The sequence below is a fragment of the Algoriphagus yeomjeoni genome, assembly GCF_049821175.1.
Lineage (GTDB): Bacteria > Bacteroidota > Bacteroidia > Cytophagales > Cyclobacteriaceae > Algoriphagus > Algoriphagus yeomjeoni_A.
The window spans coordinates 4,382,581-4,408,714 of sequence record NZ_CP187512.1; the positions used below are offsets into that span (position 1 = coordinate 4,382,581).

General features: G+C 41.0%; 39 protein-coding genes. All 39 read left to right on the top strand.

Features of this window, described 5'->3' with window-relative positions:
* Positions 1-17: 17 nt before the first annotated feature.
* The 39 genes from rpoC to ACPUEN_RS18170 all read left to right on the top strand — a co-directional run bounded on the left by rpoC (position 18) and on the right by ACPUEN_RS18170 (position 26,129).
* Positions 18-4,331: a DNA-directed RNA polymerase subunit beta' gene (gene rpoC / locus ACPUEN_RS17980; protein WP_425637336.1), complete on the top strand. Its 4,314-nt coding sequence runs from the start codon at positions 18-20 to the stop codon at positions 4,329-4,331.
* A 64-nt stretch (positions 4,332-4,395) separates the two neighbouring features.
* On the top strand, positions 4,396-4,719 hold the full coding sequence (locus ACPUEN_RS17985) for a DUF3467 domain-containing protein (RefSeq protein ID WP_111611446.1): 324 nt from the start codon (positions 4,396-4,398) through the stop codon (positions 4,717-4,719).
* 98 nt (positions 4,720-4,817) lie between these two features.
* On the top strand, positions 4,818-5,225 hold the full coding sequence (gene rpsL / locus ACPUEN_RS17990; protein ID WP_092894640.1) for a 30S ribosomal protein S12: 408 nt from the start codon (positions 4,818-4,820) through the stop codon (positions 5,223-5,225).
* An 18-nt stretch (positions 5,226-5,243) separates the two neighbouring features.
* A complete protein-coding gene (rpsG, locus tag ACPUEN_RS17995) occupies positions 5,244-5,711 on the top strand; it encodes a 30S ribosomal protein S7 (RefSeq protein WP_111611448.1) in 468 nt (155 codons plus the stop codon).
* 5 nt (positions 5,712-5,716) lie between these two features.
* Positions 5,717-7,840, top strand: coding sequence for an elongation factor G (gene fusA, locus ACPUEN_RS18000; RefSeq protein WP_425637337.1), 2,124 nt, complete (start codon positions 5,717-5,719; stop codon positions 7,838-7,840).
* 12 nt (positions 7,841-7,852) lie between these two features.
* Positions 7,853-8,158, top strand: coding sequence for a 30S ribosomal protein S10 (gene rpsJ, locus ACPUEN_RS18005; RefSeq protein ID WP_008203035.1), 306 nt, complete (start codon positions 7,853-7,855; stop codon positions 8,156-8,158).
* Between the two features lie 238 nt (positions 8,159-8,396).
* Entirely contained in the window at positions 8,397-9,029 is a 633-nt protein-coding gene (rplC, locus tag ACPUEN_RS18010) for a 50S ribosomal protein L3 (protein ID WP_091692120.1), read from the top strand.
* Between the two features lie 3 nt (positions 9,030-9,032).
* Positions 9,033-9,662: a 50S ribosomal protein L4 gene (rplD, locus tag ACPUEN_RS18015; protein WP_425637338.1), complete on the top strand. Its 630-nt coding sequence runs from the start codon at positions 9,033-9,035 to the stop codon at positions 9,660-9,662.
* Positions 9,663-9,666: 4 nt separating this feature from the next.
* Positions 9,667-9,954: a 50S ribosomal protein L23 gene (gene rplW / locus ACPUEN_RS18020; protein WP_086500264.1), complete on the top strand. Its 288-nt coding sequence runs from the start codon at positions 9,667-9,669 to the stop codon at positions 9,952-9,954.
* Between the two features lie 13 nt (positions 9,955-9,967).
* Positions 9,968-10,792 (top strand): 50S ribosomal protein L2, encoded by an 825-nt coding sequence (gene rplB / locus ACPUEN_RS18025; RefSeq protein WP_111611452.1) that lies wholly within the window; start codon positions 9,968-9,970, stop codon positions 10,790-10,792.
* A 2-nt stretch (positions 10,793-10,794) separates the two neighbouring features.
* Positions 10,795-11,073 (top strand): 30S ribosomal protein S19, encoded by a 279-nt coding sequence (rpsS, locus tag ACPUEN_RS18030; RefSeq protein ID WP_057939455.1) that lies wholly within the window; start codon positions 10,795-10,797, stop codon positions 11,071-11,073.
* 2 nt (positions 11,074-11,075) lie between these two features.
* On the top strand, positions 11,076-11,468 hold the full coding sequence (gene rplV / locus ACPUEN_RS18035; RefSeq protein WP_425637339.1) for a 50S ribosomal protein L22: 393 nt from the start codon (positions 11,076-11,078) through the stop codon (positions 11,466-11,468).
* Between the two features lie 9 nt (positions 11,469-11,477).
* Positions 11,478-12,209: a 30S ribosomal protein S3 gene (gene rpsC, locus ACPUEN_RS18040; protein WP_086500275.1), complete on the top strand. Its 732-nt coding sequence runs from the start codon at positions 11,478-11,480 to the stop codon at positions 12,207-12,209.
* 23 nt (positions 12,210-12,232) lie between these two features.
* Entirely contained in the window at positions 12,233-12,652 is a 420-nt protein-coding gene (gene rplP / locus ACPUEN_RS18045) for a 50S ribosomal protein L16 (protein ID WP_111611454.1), read from the top strand.
* A gap of 9 nt (positions 12,653-12,661) precedes the next feature.
* Complete coding sequence (rpmC, locus tag ACPUEN_RS18050) at positions 12,662-12,844, top strand: 50S ribosomal protein L29 (protein ID WP_086500279.1); 183 nt, start codon at positions 12,662-12,664, stop codon at positions 12,842-12,844.
* Positions 12,845-12,862: 18 nt separating this feature from the next.
* On the top strand, positions 12,863-13,126 hold the full coding sequence (gene rpsQ, locus ACPUEN_RS18055; RefSeq protein WP_111611455.1) for a 30S ribosomal protein S17: 264 nt from the start codon (positions 12,863-12,865) through the stop codon (positions 13,124-13,126).
* 2 nt (positions 13,127-13,128) lie between these two features.
* Positions 13,129-13,497, top strand: coding sequence for a 50S ribosomal protein L14 (gene rplN / locus ACPUEN_RS18060; RefSeq protein WP_348274829.1), 369 nt, complete (start codon positions 13,129-13,131; stop codon positions 13,495-13,497).
* Between the two features lie 2 nt (positions 13,498-13,499).
* Positions 13,500-13,844, top strand: a complete 345-nt coding sequence (gene rplX / locus ACPUEN_RS18065) for a 50S ribosomal protein L24 (protein ID WP_091692114.1) — start codon at positions 13,500-13,502, stop codon at positions 13,842-13,844.
* Positions 13,837-14,397, top strand: coding sequence for a 50S ribosomal protein L5 (rplE, locus tag ACPUEN_RS18070; RefSeq protein ID WP_086539684.1), 561 nt, complete (start codon positions 13,837-13,839; stop codon positions 14,395-14,397). Before rplX ends, rplE begins: the two co-directional genes overlap by 8 nt.
* Positions 14,398-14,399: 2 nt before the next feature.
* On the top strand, positions 14,400-14,669 hold the full coding sequence (gene rpsN, locus ACPUEN_RS18075; protein ID WP_086539683.1) for a 30S ribosomal protein S14: 270 nt from the start codon (positions 14,400-14,402) through the stop codon (positions 14,667-14,669).
* Between the two features lie 82 nt (positions 14,670-14,751).
* On the top strand, positions 14,752-15,147 hold the full coding sequence (gene rpsH / locus ACPUEN_RS18080; protein WP_092894627.1) for a 30S ribosomal protein S8: 396 nt from the start codon (positions 14,752-14,754) through the stop codon (positions 15,145-15,147).
* Positions 15,148-15,156: 9 nt separating this feature from the next.
* Entirely contained in the window at positions 15,157-15,714 is a 558-nt protein-coding gene (gene rplF / locus ACPUEN_RS18085) for a 50S ribosomal protein L6 (protein WP_111611457.1), read from the top strand.
* A gap of 6 nt (positions 15,715-15,720) precedes the next feature.
* Positions 15,721-16,071 (top strand): 50S ribosomal protein L18, encoded by a 351-nt coding sequence (gene rplR, locus ACPUEN_RS18090; protein WP_111611458.1) that lies wholly within the window; start codon positions 15,721-15,723, stop codon positions 16,069-16,071.
* Between the two features lie 6 nt (positions 16,072-16,077).
* The gene (gene rpsE / locus ACPUEN_RS18095; protein ID WP_111611459.1) at positions 16,078-16,596 is read left to right on the top strand and encodes a 30S ribosomal protein S5; all 519 of its coding nucleotides are present in this window, start codon (positions 16,078-16,080) and stop codon (positions 16,594-16,596) included.
* A 5-nt stretch (positions 16,597-16,601) separates the two neighbouring features.
* A complete protein-coding gene (gene rpmD, locus ACPUEN_RS18100; protein WP_057939441.1) occupies positions 16,602-16,781 on the top strand; it encodes a 50S ribosomal protein L30 in 180 nt (59 codons plus the stop codon).
* A 2-nt stretch (positions 16,782-16,783) separates the two neighbouring features.
* Positions 16,784-17,230 carry a 50S ribosomal protein L15 gene (rplO, locus tag ACPUEN_RS18105; protein ID WP_111611460.1) on the top strand — a complete coding sequence of 149 codons (447 nt, stop codon included), beginning with the start codon at positions 16,784-16,786 and terminating at the stop codon, positions 17,228-17,230.
* 4 nt (positions 17,231-17,234) lie between these two features.
* Positions 17,235-18,554, top strand: coding sequence for a preprotein translocase subunit SecY (secY, locus tag ACPUEN_RS18110; RefSeq protein ID WP_111611461.1), 1,320 nt, complete (start codon positions 17,235-17,237; stop codon positions 18,552-18,554).
* A 1-nt stretch (position 18,555) separates the two neighbouring features.
* Positions 18,556-19,329, top strand: a complete 774-nt coding sequence (map, locus tag ACPUEN_RS18115) for a type I methionyl aminopeptidase (RefSeq protein WP_425637340.1) — start codon at positions 18,556-18,558, stop codon at positions 19,327-19,329.
* A 1-nt stretch (position 19,330) separates the two neighbouring features.
* Positions 19,331-19,549: a translation initiation factor IF-1 gene (gene infA, locus ACPUEN_RS18120; RefSeq protein WP_057939437.1), complete on the top strand. Its 219-nt coding sequence runs from the start codon at positions 19,331-19,333 to the stop codon at positions 19,547-19,549.
* A gap of 7 nt (positions 19,550-19,556) precedes the next feature.
* Complete coding sequence (gene rpmJ, locus ACPUEN_RS18125; RefSeq protein WP_082632371.1) at positions 19,557-19,673, top strand: 50S ribosomal protein L36; 117 nt, start codon at positions 19,557-19,559, stop codon at positions 19,671-19,673.
* A 3-nt stretch (positions 19,674-19,676) separates the two neighbouring features.
* Positions 19,677-20,054, top strand: coding sequence for a 30S ribosomal protein S13 (gene rpsM / locus ACPUEN_RS18130; protein ID WP_091692107.1), 378 nt, complete (start codon positions 19,677-19,679; stop codon positions 20,052-20,054).
* A 15-nt stretch (positions 20,055-20,069) separates the two neighbouring features.
* Positions 20,070-20,468 (top strand): 30S ribosomal protein S11, encoded by a 399-nt coding sequence (gene rpsK, locus ACPUEN_RS18135; RefSeq protein ID WP_057939435.1) that lies wholly within the window; start codon positions 20,070-20,072, stop codon positions 20,466-20,468.
* 18 nt (positions 20,469-20,486) lie between these two features.
* Positions 20,487-21,092: a 30S ribosomal protein S4 gene (gene rpsD / locus ACPUEN_RS18140; RefSeq protein ID WP_111611463.1), complete on the top strand. Its 606-nt coding sequence runs from the start codon at positions 20,487-20,489 to the stop codon at positions 21,090-21,092.
* Positions 21,093-21,131: 39 nt separating this feature from the next.
* A complete protein-coding gene (locus ACPUEN_RS18145; RefSeq protein ID WP_111611464.1) occupies positions 21,132-22,121 on the top strand; it encodes a DNA-directed RNA polymerase subunit alpha in 990 nt (329 codons plus the stop codon).
* Positions 22,122-22,127: 6 nt separating this feature from the next.
* Positions 22,128-22,685: a 50S ribosomal protein L17 gene (gene rplQ, locus ACPUEN_RS18150; protein ID WP_425637341.1), complete on the top strand. Its 558-nt coding sequence runs from the start codon at positions 22,128-22,130 to the stop codon at positions 22,683-22,685.
* Between the two features lie 119 nt (positions 22,686-22,804).
* The gene (gene carA, locus ACPUEN_RS18155) at positions 22,805-23,902 is read left to right on the top strand and encodes a glutamine-hydrolyzing carbamoyl-phosphate synthase small subunit (protein ID WP_425637342.1); all 1,098 of its coding nucleotides are present in this window, start codon (positions 22,805-22,807) and stop codon (positions 23,900-23,902) included.
* A gap of 22 nt (positions 23,903-23,924) precedes the next feature.
* The gene (eno, locus tag ACPUEN_RS18160; protein ID WP_425637343.1) at positions 23,925-25,205 is read left to right on the top strand and encodes a phosphopyruvate hydratase; all 1,281 of its coding nucleotides are present in this window, start codon (positions 23,925-23,927) and stop codon (positions 25,203-25,205) included.
* Positions 25,206-25,309: 104 nt separating this feature from the next.
* Complete coding sequence (locus tag ACPUEN_RS18165) at positions 25,310-25,597, top strand: FtsB family cell division protein (RefSeq protein ID WP_425637344.1); 288 nt, start codon at positions 25,310-25,312, stop codon at positions 25,595-25,597.
* On the top strand, positions 25,578-26,129 hold the full coding sequence (locus tag ACPUEN_RS18170; RefSeq protein WP_425637345.1) for a hypothetical protein: 552 nt from the start codon (positions 25,578-25,580) through the stop codon (positions 26,127-26,129). The genes ACPUEN_RS18165 and ACPUEN_RS18170 overlap by 20 nt, the downstream gene beginning before the upstream one ends.
* Positions 26,130-26,134: the final 5 nt, after the last annotated feature.

A 26,134-nucleotide genomic window follows, 5' to 3' on the forward strand; every position in this document is an offset into this window, starting at 1 on the left:
ATATCTTTCAAAAAACTATGGCGTTCAGAAAAAATAAAAAACTTAACAATGATTTTTCCAGAGTCACCATCAGTTTGGCTTCCCCAGAATCTATTCTGGATAGCTCAAACGGTGAGGTGACCCAGCCAGAGACCATCAATTATAGAACTTACAAGCCTGAAATGGGTGGTTTGTTCTGTGAGAGAATCTTTGGTCCTGTAAAGGATTGGGAGTGTCATTGTGGCAAGTACAAGCGCATCAGGTATAAAGGTATTATCTGTGATCGCTGCGGTGTAGAGGTTACAGAGAAGAAAGTAAGAAGAGAGCGAATGGGGCACATCGAACTGGTAGTACCGGTTGCTCATATTTGGTATTTCAAATCTCTTCCTAATAAAATCGGTTATCTTCTTGGTCTTCCTACTAAGAAGCTTGATCAGATCGTTTATTACGAGCGTTATGCTGTTGTTCAGGCAGGTATCAAAGCAGAAGAGGGAGTTCAGTACTTGGACTTCTTGACTGAAGATGAATACTTGGATATCATGGACAAGCTTCCTAAGGAAAACCACATGCTTGACGATGAGGATCCTAACAAATTCATCGCCAAAATGGGTGCTGAAGCGTTGGAGATGCTATTGGCAAGAATTGATCTTGATGATCTTTCATACTCACTTCGTCATCAGGCTGCAACTGATACTTCTCAGCAGAGAAAAGCAGAAGCACTTAAGAGACTTAAAGTAGTTGAAGCATTCCGTGATGCTAGAACTAGAATCGAAAACCGCCCTGAGTGGATGGTCGTTCGTATGGTTCCGGTTATCCCACCTGAATTGCGTCCTTTGGTTCCTTTGGATGGTGGTCGTTTTGCGACTTCCGATCTAAACGACCTTTATAGAAGAGTTATTATCAGAAACAACCGTCTGAAGAGATTGATAGATATCAAAGCTCCAGAGGTGATTTTGAGAAACGAAAAAAGAATGCTTCAGGAAGCTGTAGATTCTCTATTCGATAACTCTAGAAAAGTAAATGCGGTAAGATCCGATGGAAACCGTGCCTTGAAGTCTCTTTCTGATATGTTGAAAGGTAAGCAAGGTCGATTCCGTCAAAACTTGCTTGGTAAGCGTGTGGATTACTCCGGTCGTTCTGTGATCGTGGTAGGGCCAGAGTTGAAGCTTCACGAGTGTGGTCTTCCTAAAAATATGGCTGCTGAGCTTTTCAAGCCTTTCATCATCAGAAAACTGATCGAAAGAGGTATTGTGAAGACTGTAAAATCTGCCAAGAAAATCGTGGATCGTAAAGATCCAGTGGTTTGGGATATTTTGGAAAATGTACTGAAAGGGCATCCTGTGCTTCTTAACCGTGCTCCTACACTTCACAGACTAGGTATCCAAGCTTTCCAACCAAAACTAATAGAAGGAAAAGCTATTCAGCTTCACCCATTGGTATGTACTGCATTCAACGCCGATTTTGACGGTGATCAGATGGCGGTTCACGTACCTCTTGGACACGAGGCTATTTTGGAAGCTTCTACTTTGATGCTTTCATCGCACAATATACTTAACCCAGCGAATGGAGCTCCAATTACTGTACCGTCTCAGGATATGGTGTTGGGCCTTTACTACGTGACTAAGGGTAAGAAATCTACTCCTGATGAGGTTGTGGCTGGTGAAGGAATGACTTTCTACAGTGTTGAGGAAGTGATTATCGCCATGAATGAAGAGCAAATCTCCAAACATGCGAACATCAAATGTAAAGTACAACTAAGAACCGAAGATGGAGGTTATAAGGATGAAATCGTTGAGACCGTAGCTGGTCGATTGATTTTCAACCAGTTTGTGCCAAAAGAAGTAGGTTATGTAAATGAGCTTTTGACCAAGAAAAAACTTCAGCAGATTATTGCCAAAGTGGTTAAAGTATGTGGAATGGCACGTACAGCTCAGTTCTTGGATGATATCAAAAACCTTGGATTCCAGATGGCCTACAAAGGTGGTCTTTCGATGGGTCTGAATGATGTAATTATCCCAGAAGAAAAAGAGCCGATGATTACCAAGGCCAAAGAAGAAGTTGACCAAGTATGGAACAACTACCTAATGGGTCTAATCACGGACAACGAACGATACAATCAAGTAATTGATATCTGGACTCGTACCAACTCTCATTTGACTAATAATCTGATGAAGCAGATGGAAGAGGATAAGCAAGGATTCAATGCGATCTACATGATGATGCACTCCGGAGCCCGTGGTTCCAGAGAACAAATTCGTCAGTTGGGTGGTATGAGAGGCTTGATGGCTAAGCCACAGAAGAACCTTCAAGGCTCTGTCGGTGAAATCATCGAAAACCCGATCCTTTCCAATTTCAAAGAAGGTCTGGATGTATTGGAGTACTTTATCTCTACACACGGTGCACGTAAAGGTCTTGCCGATACTGCATTGAAAACAGCTGATGCTGGTTACTTAACTAGACGTCTGGTAGATGTAGCTCAGGATATGATTGTCACAGAAGACGATTGTGGTAGCTTGAGAGGGTTGATGGTACAGCCATTGAGAGATAACGATGATATCGTAGAGCCTCTTTCTGAGCGTGTTGTAGGCAGAGTTTCTGTACATGATATATTCCATCCTGTTTCAGACGAGTTAATTGTGGAATCAGGTGTTATGATCTCTGATGAGGTTGCTCAATTGATCGACGAATCTGGTATCGACGAAGTTGAAATCAGATCTGTATTGACCTGTGAGACTCGTAGAGGGGTTTGTGGTAAATGTTACGGAAGAAACCTAACCTCTTCTGGGCATATGGTACAGACAGGTGAATCAGTAGGTGTTATTGCAGCACAGTCTATTGGTGAGCCAGGTACGCAGCTTACATTGAGAACTTTCCACGTAGGAGGTACAGCATCCAACATGGCAGTAGAAGCCAGTGTAATCGCGAAGTTCGACGGTGTAGTGGAATTTGACGAGGAGTTGAGATTAATTGAGACTACAAATAAAGATGGCGAGCCGGTGACGGTGGTCATGGGTAGATCCGGTGAAATCAAGATCAATGATTCTAAGACAGGTAAGACTATAGTGTCTAATCATGCTCCTTATGGCGCTATTGTAAATGTGAAAGATGGCGAAAAAGTTACGAAGGGCCAGACTCTATGTAAGTGGGATCCATACAACGCAGTTATCCTTTCTGAATTTGACGGTAAAATTGAATTTGAAGCAATTGTGGAAGGAGTTACTTACAAGGAAGTGTCCGATGATCAGACAGGTTTCCGTGAAAAAGTAATTATCGATACTAAGGATAGAACTAAGAACCCTGCGATCATTGTAAACTATGGTGAAGAGTCTAAAGGATATAATATTCCAGTAGGAGCTCACTTGGCAATTGAAGCAGGAGATAAAGTAAGATCAGGTCAGATTTTGGTAAAAATCCCAAGATCTGTAGGTAAGACAAGAGATATTACTGGAGGTCTTCCAAGAGTAACTGAACTATTTGAAGCAAGGAACCCATCCAATCCGGCTGTAGTTTCTGAAATCGATGGTGTAGTATCTTACGGTGGTATCAAGAGAGGTAATAGAGAAATCATCATTGAGTCCAAAGATGGAGTAATTAAGAAATACATGGTATCTCTTTCTAAGCACATATTGGTTCAGGAGAATGATTTTATCAGAGCTGGTGAGCCACTTTCTGATGGAGCAATCACTCCTAACGACATCTTGTCTATCAAAGGCCCAACTGCTGTTCAAGAGTATTTGGTAAATGAGATCCAGGAAGTGTATCGTCTTCAAGGTGTAAAAATCAACGATAAGCACATCGAGGTGATCGTATCTCAAATGATGCAGAAAGTTGAAATTCTTGATGCTGGTGATACCGGATTCCTTCAGAACCAGGTAGTTGATAAGTGGGCATTCAGAGAAGAGAATGATAATATTCTTGACCGTAAGGTGGTCATGGATGCAGGGGATTCTTCTACGTTGAAGCCAGGTATGATTATCTCTGCAAGAAGATTGAGAGATGAGAACTCTAGCTTGAAGCGTAAGGATCTTAAGTTGGTACAAGTACGTGATGCGGAGACTGCGGTTTCTAAGCCTACACTTCAGGGTATCACAGCGGCATCTTTGGGTACTGAATCATTTATCTCTGCAGCTTCCTTCCAGGAGACTACTAAGGTGCTTTCCGAGGCAGCGATTAGAGGTAAGAGAGATGAATTGAAAGGTCTGAAAGAAAACGTAATTGTTGGTCACTTGATTCCTGCCGGTACTGGTCAGCGAAGATTGCAGCCGATGATTGTGGGTTCTCAGGAAGAATATGATAAGCTTTCAGAAAACATGGAGCGTACAGCTAAAAGATCTAGCGAAGCAATCCTGTAATTTTCTAATAAGTTAATTCAAAAGGCCTGTTTCACGACAGGCCTTTTTTTAATCTATATAAAATATGCAAGACGACAACGGACAAAAAAAAGGAGATCAGCAGATTAATGTTGAGCTTTCAGAAGAAGTAGCTGAGGGAGTTTACTCTAATTTGGCGATGATTGCACATTCCAATTCTGAATTTGTGATTGATTTCATTCGCTTGATGCCAGGGGTTCCAAAGGCGAAAGTAAAATCACGGATTATCGTAACCCCAGACCATGCGAAGCGATTGCTTTCAGCGCTGAAGGATAATATTGAGAAGTATGAAGCAGCCTTTGGGAAGATAAATCAATCGGGTGGAGCGCCACAATTTCCAATTAGCTTTGGAAGCCCTGGAGAAGCATAGCAAAAATATAACTGCTTAGCTTTGTTACTCTTATTACTTTGTTTACCTTTGCAGTCCAAAATTTAACAGTTTACGGGAAAACTAAATTTTATCAGTTAATGCCTACTATTCAACAGTTAGTACGAAAAGGTAGAACTACACTGGAGACCAAATCAAAATCTAGAGCATTGGACGCATGTCCACAGCGAAGAGGAGTTTGTACCAGAGTATACACTACAACCCCTAAGAAGCCAAACTCTGCAATGAGAAAAGTGGCGAGGGTGAGATTGACCAACGGAAAAGAAGTGAATGCTTACATTCCTGGAGAAGGTCATAATCTACAAGAACACTCGATCGTCTTGATCAGAGGTGGTCGTGTGAAAGATCTTCCAGGTGTGAGATATCACATCATCCGAGGTGCACTAGATACCGCAGGAGTTAAAGACCGTAAGCAAGGTCGCTCTAAGTATGGTGCTAAAAGACCGAAGGCAGGCAAAGGTGCTGCAGCTCCGGCAAAGAAAAAATAATAAAAACATTTAGAAAAAATGAGAAAAGCGAAACCAAAGAAGAGATATATTCTTCCTGATCCAAAGTTCAATGACACCCTAGTAACTAGGTTTGTGAACAATCTTATGGTCGATGGGAAGAAGAGTATTGCTTACAGAATTTTCTACGATGCAGTAGAAAAGGTAGAATCCAAAGTAGGTGAGAATGGTCTTGAAGTTTGGAAAAAAGCGCTAAACAATATTTCTCCATCCGTTGAGGTGAAGAGTCGTAGAGTTGGTGGTGCTACATTCCAGGTTCCAATGGAAGTCCGTCCTGACAGAAAGGTTGCATTGGGAATGAAATGGATGATCAGCTACGCCAGAAGAAGAGGTGAGAAAACAATGATGGACAGACTTGCTGGCGAAATTATCGCTGCTTCCAAAGGCGAAGGTGCCGGTGTGAAGAAGAAAGATGATACGCACAGAATGGCTGAAGCCAACAAAGCATTCTCCCACTTTAGATTCTAATCAATATGGCTAAAAGAGATTTAACACTTACCAGAAACATTGGTATTGCCGCGCATATTGATGCGGGTAAAACGACAACTACAGAACGAATACTTTTTTATTCGGGCGTATCTCACAAAATAGGTGAGGTTCACGACGGTGCAGCCACCATGGACTGGATGGCTCAGGAGCAGGAAAGAGGTATTACCATTACTTCAGCTGCGACTACCGTTTTTTGGAATTACAGAGAGAAAAAATACCAGATCAACATCATCGATACTCCCGGTCACGTTGATTTTACTGTTGAAGTAAACAGATCACTTCGTGTTCTCGATGGATTGGTATTCCTTTTCAGTGCTGTAGATGGCGTAGAGCCACAGTCCGAGACTAACTGGAGACTTGCGGATAATTATAAAGTTGCCCGTATTGGATTCGTAAACAAAATGGACCGTGCCGGTGCAAACTTCCTTGAGGTTTGTAAGCAGGTAAAGGAAATGCTTGGCAGCTACGCTGTTCCTTTGCAGCTTCCAATCGGTGCAGAAGATAGATTCCGCGGGGTAGTTGATTTGATCAACAACCGGGCTATCGTATGGAATGAGGAAGATTTCGGAATGACTTTCGAAGAAGTTCCGATTCCTGAAGATATGCTAGAGGAAGTTGCTGAATACAGAGAATATCTTTTAGAAGCAGTTGCTGATTACGATGAGTCTTTAATGGAGAAATTCTTCGAAGATTCTGAATCAATCACTGAGGAAGAAATCCTTACTGCTTTGAGAAAAGCAGTTATTGATATGAAGATTGTGCCAATGGTATGTGGTTCTTCTTTCAAAAATAAAGGTGTTCAGACTATGCTTGATCTTGTAATGGAACTGCTTCCTTCTCCAATGGACAAGGATGATATTATTGCACATGATCTAGATGATGAGGATAAAGATGTCAGAATCTCTCCAGATGAAACTGAGCCATTTGCAGGACTTGCGTTCAAAATCGCTACAGATCCATTCGTAGGTCGTCTATGTTTTGTAAGAGCATATTCTGGGATTTTGAATTCCGGTTCTTATGTATTCAATAGCCGTTCTGGAAATAAAGAGCGTATCTCAAGAGTTTTCCAAATGCATGCTAACAAGCAAAACCAAATCGATGCCCTAAGAGCAGGTGATATTGGTGCAGTGGTAGGCTTTAAAGATATCAAAACAGGAGATACACTTTGCGACGAAAAGCGTAAAGTAGTTCTTGAATCAATGGTGTTCCCTGAGCCAGTTATCGGATATGCAATTGAGCCTAAGACTCAAGCGGATGTTGATAAATTGGGTATGGCTATCGCCAAATTGGTAGAAGAAGATCCTACACTTCAAGTAAATACTGATCACGAGACTGGTCAGACTATCTTAAGAGGTATGGGTGAGCTTCACCTAGATATCATTATTGACCGTCTGAAAAGAGAATTCAAGGTTGAAATCAATCAAGGTGCTCCTCAGGTTGCTTACAAGGAAGCTTTGTTTGGTTCTGTTGAACACAAAGAAGTTTACAAGAAGCAGACAGGTGGTAAAGGTAAATTTGCGGATATCTCCTTTGAGCTTAGTCCAAGAGATCCAGATCCAGAAACTGGAGAGATCAAACCAGGACTTGACTTTGTAAACGCGATCGTAGGTGGTGTGATTCCTAAGGAATTTATTCCTTCTATACAGAAAGGTTTTGCTGAGTCCATGAAAAATGGTCCATTGGCAGGATACCCTATCGAGTCTATGAAAGTGAGATTGTTCCACGGATCATTCCACGATGTCGATTCAGATGCTCTTTCTTTCGAATTAGCAGCAAGACTTGGCTTCAAAGATGCAGCTAAAAGATGTAAGCCTCAATTACTTGAGCCAATCATGGCAGTAGATGTAGTTTCTCCTGATGAGTACACTGGTCCAATCACTGGTGACTTGAACAGAAGAAGAGGTTTGATGAAAGGAATGGATACCAAAGGTACTTCGTCCGTAATCAAAGCATCTGTACCATTGTCTGAGTTGTTCGGTTACATTACTGATCTAAGAACTATCACATCTGGTAGAGCTACAGCTTCATTGACATTCTCTCACTACGAGTCAGTGCCTAACAACATTGCCGAAGGTGTAATTGCTACAGTAAAAGGTCAGAAGGACTAAATAATATTTGCGATGAATCAGAAAATCAGAATAAAACTAAAATCATACGATCACAGCCTGGTGGATAAGTCATCAGAGAAGATTGTAAAGGCAGTGAAAGCCACTGGCGCAGTAGTAGTAGGTCCAATTCCATTGCCTACTAAAAAGGAGAAATTCACAGTTTTGAAATCTCCACACGTGTCTAAAAAAGCTAGAGATCAATACCAACTTTGTACTTACAAGAGATTGGTAGATATCTACTCTAACTCTTCAAAAACTGTGGATGCTTTGATGAAAATCGAGCTTCCAAGTGGAGTAGATGTAGAGATCAAAGTTTGATCGGACTGGGTTAATATACTAAAGACCTGCTTTTCGGAGCAGGTCTTTTTTGCTTCAGGAGGTTCTAGTTGTTATGCGGACGCTATAAATGCCTGAGTCACAATTGAAAAATTTCATATTCATAGTAAAATATAGGATTTCGGATTTGTTACAGAATTTTATTTCAGTAACTTTGCAGTCCTTTAAAAGGAGCCCCGGCAGACAAATGCCTGTGGGTTATTATATTATCTTATAAAAGATGTCTGGTATAATAGGTAGAAAAGTAGGAATGACTAGCATTTTCAGTGCCGATGGACGTAACGTCGCATGCACGCTAATAGAAGCTGGTCCTTGTGTAGTGACGCAAGTAAAAAACGTTGAAACAGACGGGTACAACGCAGTGCAGTTGGCTTATGGTGAGCGTAAGGAGAAAAATACGCCAAAACCATTAATCGGTCATTTTAAAAAGGCTGGTACAACACCAAAGCACAAAGTTGTTGAGTTCAGAGAATTCCGGGTCGAGTTTGAAGGCCAGGTAAATCTAGGAGCTACTGTGAAGGCTGGTGAAGTATTTATCGAAGGTGACTTCGTAGATGCTATCGGAACTTCAAAAGGTAAAGGATTCCAGGGTGTAGTAAAACGTCATGGTTTTGCTGGTGTGGGTGGACAAACTCACGGTCAGCACAACAGAGGCAGACACCCAGGTTCAATTGGTGCATGTTCTTGGCCATCCAGAGTATTCAAAGGAATGAGAATGGCTGGTAGAACGGGCGGAGACAGAGTAAAGGTAGTCAACCTTAGAGTGTTGAAAATCTACGCTGACAAAAACCTACTATTGGTTTCTGGTTCTGTACCTGGTCCTAAAAATTCTTTCGTTATTCTAGAGAAGTAAGCCATGGAATTAGCAGTAATTAATCAAAAAGGAGAAGACACAGGTAGAAAAATCAGCTTGTCTGATGAGATCTTCGCAATCGAACCTAACGATCACGCGATCTACCTTGATGTAAAGCAGTACTTGGCTAACCAAAGACAAGGTACGCACAAGTCTAAAGAGAGAAATGAGATAGCTGGCTCTACTCGTAAGATCAAAAAGCAAAAGGGCACTGGTAGTGCGCGTGCTGGATCTATCAAGTCGCCACTATTCCGAGGAGGAGGAAGAGTATTTGGCCCACAGCCAAGAGACTATTCTTTCAAATTGAATAAAAAGGTAAAACAACTAGCCAGAAAATCTGCACTTACTTATAAAGTGAAAGATAACAGCTTGTCAGTATTGGAAAGCATTTCATTTGACTCTCCAAAAACTAAGAGCTACATGGCATTGCTTAACGGTTTGTCTCTAGGAGATAAGAAGACGTTATTAGTACTTCCTGAGGAAAATACTAACGTGTTCCTTTCCAGCCGAAACTTGCCAAAGGCAAAAGTTGTGACTGTAAATGATGTAAATACTTACCAAGTCCTTAATGCTGATCACTTAGTGATCTGTGAAGGTTCTATCAGTAAGTTGGAAACCATTTTATCGAAATAAGACAATGGATATTCTAAAGCAGCCTTTAATTACAGAAAAGATTTCTGCCATGAACGAAAGAGGCGTTTATGGATTCATCGTGGAAAAAACTGCGAAGAAACCGGAAATCAAACATGCTGTAGAAAAAACGTTTGGTGTGAAAGTGGTTTCTATCAGAACCATCAGATATGCTGCAAAGCATAAATCTAGATACACTAAAGCTAAAGTGGTTTCAGGCTTTACCAATGCTTTCAAGAAAGCAATCGTGCAAGTAGCCGATGGTGAAGTGATTGATTTTTACGGAGAAATTTAATTGAATCTATATCATGGCAATTAAAAAGTTGAAGCCTGTAACTCCAGGGACAAGATTCAGAGTAGCTCCAGCATTTGACGAGATTACAAAGTCAAAGCCGGAAAAATCTCTTCTTGCTCCTATCAAGAAGTCAGGTGGACGAAATAATGAAGGCAAAATGACTGTCCGCAATATCGGTGGAGGTCATAAGAGAAGACTACGTATTGTAGACTTCAAAAGAAACAAGTTCGGTGTACCAGCAGTAGTGAAAGCTATCGAGTATGATCCAAACAGAACGGCACGTCTCGCCCTACTATATTATGCAGATGGTGCTAAGGCCTACATTATCGCCCCGGAAGGTTTGTCAGTGGGACAAACAGTGATTTCCGGTGAGCAAGTTGCTCCAGAAGTGGGCAACGCGATGCCAGTGGTGAATATTCCAATGGGTACAATTGTACACTGTGTGGAATTGAAACCAGGAAAAGGTGCCGCAATGGTAAGAAGTGCTGGAGGTTATGCACAGATCGTAGCCCGTGATGGGAAATACGTGACGGTGAAACTTCCATCTGGTGAGATGAGACTTGTACTAAATACGTGTATGGCAACTATTGGAACCGTTTCCAATGGTGATCACATGAACGTAGTACTGGGTAAAGCCGGTCGTAAGAGATGGCTCGGAGCTCGCCCTCGTGTAAGAGGTGTAGCAATGAACCCAGTAGATCACCCAATGGGTGGTGGTGAAGGTCGTTCTTCTGGAGGACACCCTAGATCTAGAAAAGGTCTATTGTCTAAAGGAAAGAAAACAAGATCTCCTAAGAAGTATTCAAACAAGTTCATCGTAAGCAAAAGATCTAAATAATTATGGCACGTTCATTAAAAAAAGGTCCTTATATCGAGCACCATCTTGTAAAGAAAGTGGATGCTCAGAACGAATCAGGCAAGAAATCGGTAATCAAGACTTGGTCAAGAAAATCAATGATTTCTCCGGATTTCGTAGGACATACCTTCGCTGTGCATAATGGGAATAAGTTCATTCCAGTATTTGTAACAGACAACATGGTAGGTCATAAGCTAGGTGAATTTGCTCCTACCAGAAATTTCAGAGGCCACATTGCCAAAAAAGATAAAGGAAAGAGATAATCATGGAAGCATTAGCAAAATTAAATAATGTCCCTACATCTCCGCGTAAGATGCGCCTTGTGGCTGACCTTGTCAGAGGCAAGAGAGTAGGATTAGCACTTAGCATATTGAAGTTCACTCCTAACCATGGAGCTGCTCGACTTGAGAAGTTGTTACTTTCCGCTATAGCCAACTGGCAGGCGAAAAACCCTGACGCTAAACTGGAAGAGGCTGACCTATTCATCAAAACCGTAATGGTAGATGAAGGTAGAATGCTTAAGAGATTAAGACCAGCTCCTCAAGGTAGAGGTCACAGAATCCGCAAGAGATCAAATCATGTAACGCTTATCGTCGATTCATTCGACGGTCAAGAAGTTACCGCTGATGTAGTAGAAACAAACGAAAAGGCAAATTAAGAACAGACTATGGGACAAAAGATCAACCCAATAGGATTTAGACTTGGTGTAGTCAAAGGCTGGGATTCCAACTGGTATGGTGGGAAAGACTTCGCTGAAAAACTATACGAAGATCAGAAAATCCGTAAGTACGTCCTTGCCAGAATTCCTAAGGGAGGTATTTCTAAAGTGATTATCGAGCGTACGCTTAAGAGAATCACTCTTACAATACATACTGCCCGTCCAGGTGTTGTAATTGGTAAAGGTGGAGCCGAAGTAGATAAGCTGAAAGAAGAACTTAAGAATATCACCAACAAGGATATTCAGATTAATATCTTCGAAATCAAGCGTCCTGAATTAGATGCGAAATTGGTAGGTGAATCGATCGCTCAGCAGCTTCAAGCAAGAATTTCTTTTAGAAGAGCTATGAAGCAAGCTATCGCAGCATCCATGAGAGTGGGAGCGGAAGGAATTAAAGTTAAACTTTCTGGACGTCTAGGCGGAGCCGAAATGGCCCGTTCTGAAATGTACAAAGAAGGAAGAATTCCTCTTCACACATTGAGAGCAGATATTGATTACGCACTTTCAGAAGCCCTTACGGTTTATGGATTGATCGGGATCAAAGTTTGGATCTTCAAAGGTGAAGTGTACGGTAAAAGAGATCTTTCTCCGAATCAGGGAGCTGCAAATGAGCCTAAAGGTGCTCGTAATGCCGGTCCTAAGAGAAATGACGGTCCAAGACGAAGAAAAAGAAATAACTAATTTTCACCCATAAGTGAGAACTCATGTTACAGCCAAAAAGAACTAAATATAGGAAAATGCAAAAGGGCCGTGTCAAAGGCATTGCACAAAGAGGGCATACGCTTTCTTTTGGCAACTTTGGCATCAAGTCCCTTGAGCCAGGATGGATCACATCCCGTCAGATCGAGGCAGCTCGTATCGCAATGACGAGAGCAATGAAAAGAGAAGGACAGGTTTGGATCAGAATTTTCCCTGACAAGCCTATCACTAAAAAGCCCGCAGAGGTTCGTATGGGTAAAGGTAAAGGTGCTCCAGAGTATTGGGTGGCCGTTATTAAACCAGGAACGATCCTTTTCGAAGCTACTGGCGTGAGCCAGGAGACAGCTAAAGAGGCGTTGAGACTTGCACAGCAGAAGCTACCTGTAAGTACCAGATTTGTTGTTCGTAGAGATTACGCTGAATAAGAAAGCACTATGAAAAATACTGAAATCAATTCACTTTCAAACAGTGAAATCGCCGAGCGACTAGTCGCTGAGCAGGAGAATCTAACCAAACTTAGGTTTGCGCACTCGATATCTCCTATAGAGAATCCTAACAGAATCCGCGAGACCAAGCGCTTTATCGCAAGATTAAAGACTGCATTGGCTGCCAAATAACTAGCTAACAAAAAGAATATGGCTACGATAGAGAGAAATCTTCGAAAAGAAAGAATTGGTAAGGTGGTAAGCAACAAGATGGATAAATCCATCACTGTAGTAATTGAGCGTCGCGTAAAGCACGCCATCTACGGTAAGTTTGTTACCAAAACAACCAAATTTATGGCTCATGACGAGACAAATGATTGTAACCCAGGTGACTTGGTGAAAATCAGCGAAACTCGTCCGCTGAGTAAGAACAAGCGTTGGAGAGTAGTTGAAATTATTGAAAGGGCTAAGTAATTATGATCCAACAAGAATCAAGACTAAGCGTAGCGGATAACTCTGGTGCCAAAGAGGTACTGGTAATCCGCGTATTGGGAGGAACAAAAAAGCGATATGCTACCATCGGCGATAAAGTCGTTGTGACAGTAAAGTCGGCTCTATCTTCCAGCAGCATGAAAAAAGGTACCGTGTCAAGAGCGGTAATCGTGCGTACTCGTAAGGAAATAAGAAGAAAAGACGGTTCTTATATCCGTTTCGAGGACAACGCAGCTGTGTTATTGAACAACAACGACGAGCCTAGAGGCACGCGTATCTTCGGCCCAGTGGCTAGAGAGTTGAGAGAGAAGCAGTTTATGAAAATCGTTTCATTGGCTCCTGAAGTATTGTAATCATGGAAAGAAAAATGAACAAGCAAACAAAGCTTCATATCAAAACTGGTGACACTGTAAAAGTGATCGCAGGTGATGACAAAGGCAAAACAGGAAAAGTACTTTCTGTAGATAAGCAAAAAAGTAGAGCAATCGTTGAGGGTCTTAATATGATCACTAAACACGTGAAGCCTACAGCAGCTAAGCCTCAGGGCGGTATCGATAAGAAAGAAGCTTCCATGCATATTAGTAACCTTATGCTTGTAGATCCTAAATCTGGTGAAGCCACTAGAACAGGTCGCAAAGAAGGTGAAAATGGTAAATTAGTAAGATACTCTAAGAAAACTGGGGAGGTGATCAATGGCTAATCCAAGAATCAAGCAAAAATATGTGGACGAGATCGTCCCTGCTTTGAAAGAGAAGTTTCAATACTCTTCAGTAATGCAAGTACCTAAGTTGGAGAAAATCGTTCTCAACAAAGGTATTGGTGCAGCTGTAGCAGATAAGAAATTGGTAGACCAAGGTGTAGAAGAGCTTTCTTTGATCACTGGTCAGAGAGCCGTTTCGACTATCGCAAAGACTTCTGTTTCCAACTTTAAGTTGAGAGAAGGAATGCCTATCGGAGCTAAAGTTACTTTGAGAGGTCAGACCATGTACGAATTCTTAGACCGTTTGATCACTATCGCACTTCCACGTGTGAGAGATTTCAAAGGTATTTCTGATAAAGGTTTTGACGGAAGAGGTAATTATACACTAGGTGTACAAGAGCAGATTATCTTCCCTGAGATCAGCATTGAGAAAGTCAACAGAATCTCTGGAATGGATATTACTTTTGTGACTTCTGCTAAAACAGATGAAGAAAGTTTAGAATTGTTTAAGGCTTTCGGAATGCCTTTCGTTAAAAAAACTAAAGAAGAATAGTCATGGCAAAAGAGTCAATCAAAGCTCGTGAGAGAAAAAGAGAGCGTCTGGTAGCCAAGTATGCAGATAAAAGAGCCGCGCTTAAAGCTGCTGGCGATTATGAAGCACTTGACAAATTGCCAAAGAACGCGTCTCCAGTTAGACTTCACAACAGATGTAAACTAACTGGTCGTCCTAAGGGCTACATGAGAAAGTTCGGTATCAACAGGGTAACCTTCAGAGAAATGGCCTCAGCAGGCAAGATCCCTGGAGTGACAAAGTCCAGCTGGTAAAATAACGACAGTAGTTTTTATTATAAAAATCAATTCGTAACTTTGCACGCCCAAAACGGGTGTAGCTAGACTATAAAACACAATGACTGATCCAATAGCTGATTATCTGACTAGGTTGAGAAACGCCATCAAGGCATCTCACCGAATCGTAGAAATCCCTGCTTCTAACATCAAGAAAGAGATTACAAAAGTATTGCACGAGAAAGGATATATTCAGAATTACAAGTTTGAAGAAAACGGTCCTCAGGGATCCATCAAAATTGCTCTGAAATTCAATCCTGTCACTAAGCAAAACGCTATTGTAAGCTTGAAGAGAGTTAGTACGCCAGGTTTGAGAAAATATGTGAAACATACGGAGCTTCCAAGAGTAATCAATGGTCTTGGTATAGCAATCGTTTCCACCTCTAAAGGTGTAATGACTGACAAAGAAGCCCGTACTGAGGGTGTAGGTGGAGAAGTTCTTTGCTACGTATACTAATTTACTATCATGTCTAGAATAGGTAAAAAACCAATAAATATACCTGGCGGTGTTACTGTAGACGTCACAGACAAAGGTACTGTGACTGTTAAAGGTCCAAAAGGTACACTGGTGCAGGATGTGAATCCTGATATCACAGTGAAAGTTGAAGACAACGAGATCGTTGTTACTAGACCTACTGATTCCAAGAGGCACAAGTCTATTCACGGTCTTTACAGATCGCTAATCAACAATATGGTGATTGGTGTTTCTGAAGGATATAAGAAAGATTTGGAGCTTGTAGGTGTAGGTTTTAAAGCGTCTAACCAAGGACAGATTCTTGAATTGAATCTTGGTTACTCTCACAATATCTTTATGATGCTTCCTGATGAGGTAGCTCTTAAAGCTGAGACTGCAAAAGGTAAGAATCCAATCATTACCTTAGAATCGATAGATAAAGAATTGATTGGACAAGTAGCTGCAAAAATCAGATCACTGCGTAAGGTTGAGCCTTACAAAGGAAAAGGTGTGCGCTTCGTAGGTGAACAAGTTAGACGTAAGGCTGGTAAAACTGCCGCTAAAAAATAATAGGTTATGGCATTTAATAAGAATTCCAGAAGACTTAGAATCAAGCAGGGTATCAGAAGAAAGATTTCTGGTACTGATTCCAGACCTCGTTTGTCAGTTTTCAAAAGCAATACTGGCATCTACGCTCAGCTTATCGATGACCTTAAGGGTCAGACTGTGGCACAGGCTTCTTCCAAAGAATTGGGAGCAAAGGCTAACGCTAATGTATCAGTTTCCAAAGAAGTAGGTAAAAAACTTGCTGAAAGAGCTGTTGCAAACGGAGTAGATTCCGTAGTATTTGACAGAAATGGCTACTTGTATCATGGGAATGTGAAAGCTTTGGCAGATGGTGCCAGAGAAGGAGGCCTTAAATTTTAATAAGCTATGTCTCAACTAAGAAGAAAGCCTATCAGGGCTACAGATACAGATTTAAAAGAAAAAGTAGTAGCAATCAACCGTGTTGCCAAAGTGGTAAAGGGCGGTAGAAGATTCTCTTTTTCAGCAATTGTTGTAGTAGGAGATGGCCAAGGTGTTGTAGGTTATGGATTGGGTAAAGCCAACGAAGTAACAGATGCAATCACTAAAGGTATCGAAGATGCAAAGAAGAATTTGGTGAAAGTGCCAATTTTGAAAGGTACTATCCCTCATGAGCAGATTGGTAAATATGGTGGAGGTTTTGTGTTGATCAAGCCAGCAGCAGCAGGTACAGGCGTTATCGCAGGTGGTGCAATGCGTGCGGTTTTGGAGAGTGCTGGCGTTACAGACGTATTGGCTAAATCCAAAGGATCATCTAACCCTCACAACGTGGTAAAAGCTACTATTGAAGCTTTGACTCAGCTAAGAGATGCGATTGCTGTTTCACAACAGAGAAGCATTAAAATGTCTAAAGTTTTTAACGGATAATCGAAATGGCTAAGATCAAAATCACGCAAACCAAAAGTACCATTGATAGACCAAAAGATCAAAAAGCAACTATCACTGCTTTGGGTCTAGGTCGTATCAGCAAATCAGTGACCGTAGAGAATACGCCTCAGATTGCCGGTATGGTAAATAAAGTTAATCACCTTGTAAAAGTGGAGGAAGCTTAATTATGAAACTGCATACATTAACACCAGCTGAAGGATCTACCAAAAATCGTAAGAGAATTGGTAGAGGTACAGGTTCAGGTAGAGGTGGAACTTCTACAAGAGGTCATAAAGGAGCGAAATCTAGATCAGGCTACAAGTCTAAGTTAGGTTTTGAAGGTGGTCAAATGCCTCTTCAAAGAAGAGTTCCTAAATTTGGATTCAAAAGCTTGAATAGAGTAGAGTTCAAACCAGTAAATTTGGATACATTGCAAAGCATTGCTGAGCAATACAATCTTGAAGTAGTAAACATGGAAGCGTTGGTTTCTCATGGTATTGCTTCTAAGAATGACAAAATCAAAATCCTCGGTGGAGGTGAATTGAAATCCAAATTAGACGTAACTGCTCATAAATTCTCAGCAACTGCAGCAGCAGCTATTGAGAAGTTGGGTGGAACGGTAAACACAATTTAAATTAATGAAAAAGTTTATTTCGACAGTTAAGAACATTTTCTCTATCGAAGACCTTAGAGTTAGAATCATGAATACGATCGGATTTCTGATCATATTCAGATTAGGGTCGTTCATAGTTCTGCCTGGTGTTGATCCTTCTCGTTTAGGAGATGCGCCCGAAGGAATCTTTGGATTGATCGATACCTTCCTGGGTGGAGCGTTCAGTAACGCATCTATCTTCGGTCTAGGCATCATGCCATATATATCTGCTTCCATCGTGTTGCAGTTATTGACTGTCGGAGTACCATATTTTCAGAAAATGCAAAAAGAGGGTGAGTCTGGAAGAAAAAGAATCAACCAGATCACTCGAGTTTTGACTATCCTGATCACTATTGCGCAAGGTATCGGCTATGTTTCCGCTACTATTATGCCTACAGGAGCAGTGATGGTTAGCTCTACTTTATTTATGTTTAGCTCGTTGGTTTTACTTTCTGCCGGTACCATGTTCTGTATGTGGCTTGGAGAGAAAATCACTGAGAAGGGCATTGGTAACGGTATCTCTATGCTAATCATGATTGGTATCATCTCTAGATTCCCAGGAGCTATTATTGCTGAAGGACTAGAGAAAGGTACATCAGGTATGTTGCTTCTTCTTATTGAAGCCGCTGTATTGTTCTTCGTGGTAGTTGGGGTTATTGCCTTGACTGAAGCGACAAGAAGAATTCCTGTACAATATGCTAAGCAAGTAGTGGGTGGTAAAGTTTATGGTGGACAACGACAGTATATACCTATCAAGGTCAATGCGTCTGGCGTTATGCCAATTATCTTTGCTCAATCCTTGATGTTCGTACCTGCTTTGATCGCTCAGATCTGGGCTTCAGAGAACGACATCGCAAACTACATTGGAGCTACGTTCAGTGATTTCACTTCTTGGCAATACAATCTGCTTTTTGCAGCAATGATCATTCTTTTCACTTTCTTCTACACTGCTATTACAGTTAATCCTGAGCAGATCGCGGAAGACATGAAGAGAAATGGAGGATTTGTTCCAGGTATTAAGCCAGGCGCTCCTACATCGGAATTCATCGACGGAATTATTTCCAAGATTACTCTTCCGGGATCTATTCTCTTAGCTGCAGTAGCTATACTTCCAGCTCTTGCGATTATATCTGGAGTTGGTGGTGAGTTTGCTCAATTCTATGGTGGTACATCTCTACTGATTATGGTAGGTGTGATCATGGATACTTTGAGACAAATAGAAAGTTACTTGTTGATGAGACACTACGAAGGCATGATGAAAAGCGGTAATGTGAAGAATAATCCTTCTAATTACCAAGTTGCCTAAGATGATCAATTACAAGACTTCGGAAGAAGTTAAGTTAATAAAAGAAAGTGCCGACATACTAGCAAAAGCCCACGGGGAAGTAGCTAAACATGTCAAGGAAGGGGTAAAGACCTCTTTTCTAGACAAAATTGCTGAGGAGTTTATCAGGGATCATAACGGAGTACCTTCATTCAAGGGCTACAATGGATTTCCTGCTTCACTATGTATTTCTGTGAATGAAGTAGTAGTACATGGTTTTCCCAGTGAATATGAATTGAAAGATGGCGATATAATCTCAGTAGATTGTGGAGTCTTTCACCAAGGTTTTCATAGCGATTCCGCTTATACGTACCCTATTGGTGAGGTCTCTCCTGCTGTTAAAGCATTATTAAAAGCCACCAAAGATTCACTTTACATTGGAATTGAGCAAGCTGTCTTTGGGAAACGAATAGGAGATGTGGGTAATGCCATCCAAAAGTTTGTCGAAGCGAAAGGCTACACTGTAGTCCGAGAGCTAGTTGGACATGGATTAGGTAGAAATCTACATGAAGGTCCTGAAGTTCCCAATTATGGAAAGAAAGGTAGCGGTCCTTTACTGAAAGACGGAATGGTGATCGCAATTGAGCCCATGATAAATCTTGGAACACGAAATATTGTCCAAGAGCGTGATGGTTGGACTATACGCACTGCGGATAGAAAACCTTCAGCACATTATGAGCACACAGTAGCGATATTTGAAGATAGAACAGAGGTGTTAACCTCTCATAAATACATAGAAGAGAATTTTAAATTCTAATATGGCCAAGCAAACATCAATAGAGCAAGACGGTACGATCAAAGAGGCATTGTCTAATGCGATGTTCAAAGTGGAACTAGAGAATGGACATCAGCTGATCGCCCATATATCTGGTAAGATGAGGATGAATTATATTAAAATTCTTCCTGGTGATCGAGTAAAGTTGGAACTGTCTCCCTATGATTTGAGTAAAGGCAGAATTGTATATCGATATAAATAAGACTGAGATGAAAGTAAAAACATCCATCAAAAAAAGAAGTGCTGACTGCAAGCTAATCCGTAGAAAAGGGGTTTTGTATGTCATCAATAAGAAGAATCCTAAGTTTAAACAAAGACAAGGTTAAATTATGGCTAGAATTGCAGGTGTAGACATACCAGACAATAAGCGTGGCGTAATCGGTCTTACCTATATCTTCGGAATAGGTAGATCTGCAGCCAAAGCTATCCTGACCAAGGCCGGTATCTCTTTCGATAAAAAAGCAGGTGAGTGGGATGACGATGAGTCAACTGCTATCCGTAACATTATCGCTGAAGAGTTCAGAACCGAAGGTGTATTAAAGTCAGAGATCCAATTGAACATCAAGCGACTACAAGATATTGGTTGCTACAGAGGTTTGAGACACAGAAAAGGACTTCCAGTTCGTGGTCAGCACACCAAGAACAACGCCAGAACAAGGAAGGGTAAGAGAAAAACAGTTGCTAACAAGAAGAAAGCAACTAAATAAAACCTGATTTAGATTATGGCTCAGAAAAGAAACGATAAAGCAAAGGGTAAAAAAAGAGTAGTAAAGGTTGAAGCTGTAGGTCAAGCTCACATCAGAGCATCCTTCAACAACATCATTATCTCTCTTACCAACAATGCAGGTCAAGTAATATCTTGGGCTTCTGCCGGTAAAATGGGTTTCAGAGGTTCAAAGAAAAATACTCCTTACGCAGCTCAGATGGCGGCGCAAAACTGTGGACAAGTAGCATATGACTTAGGTTTGAGAAAAATCGAAGTGTTTGTAAAAGGTCCAGGATCTGGTCGTGAATCAGCGATCAGAACATTGCAAAATGTAGGATTGGATGTGACTACGATCATCGATGTGACTCCAATGCCGCACAACGGTTGTCGTCCTCCTAAGCGTAGAAGAGTTTAATCATAAAATTGTAATACAATGGCTAGATATACAGGTCCTAAAGCAAAGATTGCCAGAAAATTCGGCGAAGCTATAGAAGGACATAGCAAAGCACTTGCAAAGAAAAACTACCCTCCTGGCATGCACGGAAGAGGTAGAAGAAAAAAGCAGTCTGAATACGCAATCCAGCTTGCTGAGAAGCAAAAAGCAAAATACATCTATGGTGTATTGGAGAGACAATTCGCTAAGATGTTTGATATTGCTTCCAGAAAAACTGGAATCACCGGAGAGAACCTTCTTCAGCTTCTAGAAGCTAGATTGGACAACACGGTATATAGAATGGGAATTTCCCCTACCAGAAGAGGTGCTAGACAACTAGTTTCTCACAAGCATGTGCTTGTAAACGGTGAGGTAGTTAACATTCCTTCGTTTACACTTAAGCCAGGTGATGTAGTTTCTGTAAGAGAAAGATCTAAGTCTCTAGAAGCAATCACAAGTAGCTTAGCAGGTAGAGGTGCTAATAAATATTCCTGGTTAGAGTGGGATGGCACATCGTTGACCGGCAAATTCGTCAGTGTTCCAGGCAGAGATGATATTCCTGAGAATATCAAGGAGCAACTCATTGTCGAACTTTACTCTAAGTAATATTTTACTATTTTCAGCTTTTAAAAAAGAACGAGATATATGTCCATACTAGCATTTCAAATGCCCGAGAAAGTGGTAATGGAAAAAGCCGATGATTTTCATGGCTTATTCACATTCAAACCACTCGAAAAAGGCTATGGAGTTACAATCGGTAACGCCCTGAGAAGAATTTTGCTTTCTTCCTTGGAAGGTTATGCCATCACTGCCATCAAAATACCTGGTGTAGTGCATGAGTTTTCGACCATCGAAGGTGTAGTTGAAGACGTTACAGATATTATTTTGAACCTTAAGCAAGTGAGATTTAAGAAAGTGCATGAGGCATTTGACGGAAAAATCACAGTTGAGATTAAGAATCAGTCTGTCTTCACTGCAGGTGACATTGCTAAGTTTACTTCTTCCTTCGAAATCTTGAATCCAGAGTTAGTTATCTGTCATATCGACGAAACTAAAAACTTTGAGATCGAATTGACGATGGAGAAAGGAAGAGGGTATCTACCAGCTGAAGAATCCAAACCAAAAGAGCAAATCTTCGGTACTATCGCTATCGATGCTGTTTTCACGCCTATTAAGAACGTGAAATACAGTGTAGAAAATACGCGAGTAGAACAGAAGACTGACTTCGAAAAATTGATCATGGAAGTTTCTACTGACGGCTCTATCCACCCGGAGAAAGCCCTTCAGGAATCTGCCAAAATCCTTATCCAACACTTTATGTTGTTCTCTGACCAGACTATGGTTCTTGATTCAACAGGTATTGCGGAGCCGGAGCCAATTGACGAGGAATTCTTGCATATGAGAAAGCTTCTTAAGACCAATTTGGGTGACCTTGACCTTTCTGTTCGAGCATTCAACTGTCTTAAAGCTGCTGACGTGAAGACTTTAGGTGATCTTGCCAAACTTGAAATTTCTGATATGATGAAATTCAGAAACTTTGGCAAGAAGTCCTTAGCTGAGCTAGAGCAACTTATTCAAGAAAAAAGCCTGACCTTCGGAATGGATATTTCTAAGTATAAACTTGATGAAGAATAAAAAATAATGAGACACGGTAAGAAATTTAACCACCTTGGAAGGAAGGCCGCTCATAGAAAAGCAATGCTTTCTAATATGGCAACTTCGCTGATTCTTCACAAGCGTATCTCAACCACGCTTGCCAAGGCAAAAGAATTGAAGAAGTACTTGGAGCCACTGGTAACAAGAGCTAAAGAAGATACTACGCATAATAGACGTATGGCTTTTGCTTATTTGAAAAATAAGGAAGCTATCATCGAACTATTCGGTGAAGTAATCGCTAAAGTAGCTACTCGTCCAGGTGGATACACCAGAATTATTAAAACTGGTTTCAGATTGGGTGATAACGCAGAAATGTGTATCATCGAATTGGTAGACTTCAACGAATTGATGTTGAAAGATGTTCAGCCTGCTAAGAAAACTACTAGAAGATCTCGTAGAGGTTCTGGTAAGTCTACTGCCGCTGAGGAAACAAAAGCAACTGCTGCAACAGCAGTAGAAGAAGCTCCTGCAAAGGACGCTGAGGAGCCTAAGGCCCCTGAAGCTTCTGCTGATTCCGCTGAAGAAGAAACTGATAACAAATAAGTTGATCAGTGGATCCACGATATTGAAAGGATTGGACATTTGTTCAATCCTTTTTTTATACCCTTTTCATTTATCTTCCTTCCCAATAAATATTTAACTTTGGGCAATTATCTAGCAAAATGATCAAACAAAAAGCAACTTTACTCTTGGCCGATGGTACGGTCTTTCACGGTTCATTAATCGGTAACCCAGGAACTAATGGTGGTGAGATTTGCTTCAACACCGGAATGACAGGATATCAGGAAATCTACACAGATCCATCCTACACTGGGCAAATCATTGTAACCACTACTTCTCACATAGGAAACTATGGTGTGATAGATGAAGAGGTGGAATCTGACCACCCTACTATCGGAGGCATCGTAGTGAACACCTTTTCAGACGTTTATTCTCGCCTAGATGCATTTGGTTCTTTACAGGATTATTTGGTGAAGAACGGTATCACAGGGATAGCAGATATAGATACAAGGCAACTTGTAAGACATCTTCGTTCCAAAGGCGCAATGAATGCAATAATCAGCTCTGAGTTTGAAGATGATTTGGAAGGCCTTCAGGCAAAATTAGATAAGGTACCCAATATGGATGGTCTTGAGCTTTCTTCTACTGTTTCTACTCAGGATCCCTATTTCTTTGGGGATGAGAATTCTTCCATTAAAGTAGCCTGCATGGATTTTGGTATCAAAAAGAATATTCTAAGGAGCCTAGCTGATCGTGGAGTCTATTGTAAGGTTTTTCCTGCTAAAGCTACTCTTTCAGAAATGGAAGAATGGGCTCCAAACGCATATTTCCTGTCAAATGGTCCTGGTGATCCTGCGGTAATGGAATATGCGGTGAAAACTACTAAGGATATTTTGGAGACAGGGAAGCCTGTTTTTGGAATATGTTTGGGACACCAGCTTTTGGCTGAAGCTTGCGGTATTTCTACCTACAAAATGCACCATGGTCACCGTGGGTTAAACCATCCTATTAAGAATATTTTAACCGGGAAAAGTGAGATAACTTCTCAAAACCACGGTTTCAACATTACCCGTGAGGATACTGAGAAAAATTCTGATGTGGAAATCACGCATGTACACCTCAATGATAATACGGTTGCCGGAATCCGTCTGAAAAACAAACCAGCTTTTTCTGTACAGTACCACCCGGAATCATCTCCAGGACCACATGATTCCCGCTATTTGTTTGACGATTTTATTTCTTTAATCAATAAAAATTAATACCATTAAACCTTTTAAAACTATGACGTTGATTCAATCAATTCATGCAAGACAAATCCTCGATTCCAGAGGAAACCCTACCATAGAAGTAGATGTTTACACAGAAAATGGCGCTTTTGGCCGTGCAGCTGTACCTAGCGGTGCATCTACGGGTATCAATGAGGCAGTAGAGCTTCGCGATGGAGATAAAGGTGCATATATGGGCAAAGGTGTTACTAAAGCAGTTGCAAATGTAAATGACATCATTGCATCCGAATTGGTAGGCTTTGATGTGTTCGAGCAAAATATGATCGATCAGATCATGATTGAGCTTGATGGCACTCCAAACAAAAGTAATCTTGGCGCTAACGCTATTCTAGGTGTTTCTTTGGCAGTTGCTAAAGCTGCAGCTATGGAGTCAAATCAGCCTCTTTATAGATATGTAGGTGGTGTGAATGCAAATACACTTCCTGTACCAATGATGAATATCATCAACGGGGGATCTCACTCTGATGCGCCTATCGCATTCCAGGAGTTTATGATCCGTCCAGTTGGTGCTCCAACTTTCTCTGAAGCGATGAGAATGGGAACTGAGATCTTCCACAACTTGAAGAAAATTCTTCATGACAAAGGCCTAAGCACTGCTGTAGGTGATGAAGGTGGGTTTGCTCCTAACTTCTCTGGAGGAACTGAAGAAGCGCTTGGAAGCATCTTGGATGCTATTGAGAAGGCTGGATACAAAGCAGGTGCTGATGTAACTATCGCTTTGGATTGCGCTGCATCTGAGTTCTATGTAGACGGTAAATATGATTACACCAAATTTGAAGGCGCTACCGGTACCGTTAGAAGCAGGGAAGAGCAAGTAGCTTATTTGGCTGATTTGACAGAAAAATATCCTATCGATTCTATTGAAGATGGATGTGCTGAAGAAGATTGGGCAGCTTGGGCTATGTTGACTGCCAAAATCGGAGATAAAGTTCAGTTGGTAGGTGACGATCTTTTTGTTACTAATGTGAAATTCCTTCAGAGAGGTATCGAAGAGAAGTCTGCTAACTCCATTTTGATCAAAGTAAACCAAATTGGTACCTTGACTGAGACCATCAATGCAGTTAATCTTGCGCACAAAGCAGGCTTTACAGCAGTAATGTCACACAGATCAGGTGAAACTGAAGATTCTACTATTGCCGATCTTGCGGTAGCATTAAACTGTGGACAGATCAAAACTGGTTCTGCTTCTAGATCTGACCGTATGGCTAAATACAACCAGTTGCTTAGAATTGAAGAGCAATTAGGAGATTCAGCTGTTTTCAACGGCAAGTTCTAAGTCAGCACTTTATAAAAAGTATTCTTTTAAGACAGCTTACCTAGGTAAGCTGTCTTTTTTTTGCACCATTTTTGTACCTTGAAACTGTATAACAATCATTTCATATGAGCAAATACCTTAAGTACACCAAAAGCTTCTATTTTCTGGGACTTGTTTTTTTTATTGCATGGATGATTTTTATCGACTCAAACAACGTAGTTAACCAAGTTAAGTTGAGCTCTAAGTTGGGTCAGTTGGAAGATCAAAAAGAGTTTTATCTTGAGAGAAGAGAGAAAATAAAAGCAGAAAGAGAAGAATTGATGAGCAATCCAGAACTCTTAGAGAAGTTTGCCCGTGAGAAGTACTTAATGAAAAAAAACACTGAAGATCTCTATGTCATTGTTAAAAAGTAAATACCTACTCCTATTTTTTCTTGCTTTTGCCCTTTTTCAATCGTCCACATTTGCGCAGCGTGAGATTTATGAAGGTGATTCTATTCAGCTTAAAGATCGATTGTATTATGGAGGGAACTTCGGGATGCAATTTGGAACCGTCACTTTAATTGACTTTTCTCCTCTAGTCGGTGTGATGATCACCCCGAAGTTTTCATCAGGTGTTGGTATTACCTATCAATATTTTAATGATAGACGCTACATAGGTGGAGAAACATCCTCCTACGGTGGCAGGCTTTTCAGTCGATATAATATCTTTCCAAATATCTTCCTTCACGCGGAATATGAATCTATCAACTTCGATAATTATAATCGATTTTCAGAGCGATTTGAACGGATTTGGTCCAATGCACTCTTCTTAGGTGGTGGTTATTTTGCCCCGTTTGGCCCAAGAGGAGGTGCAAACTTTACATTCCTCTACAATGTATTGCATGATAATCTTCGTTCGCCTTATGGTGAACCATACGTGATTCGTGTTGGTTTTGTGCTGTAGATACA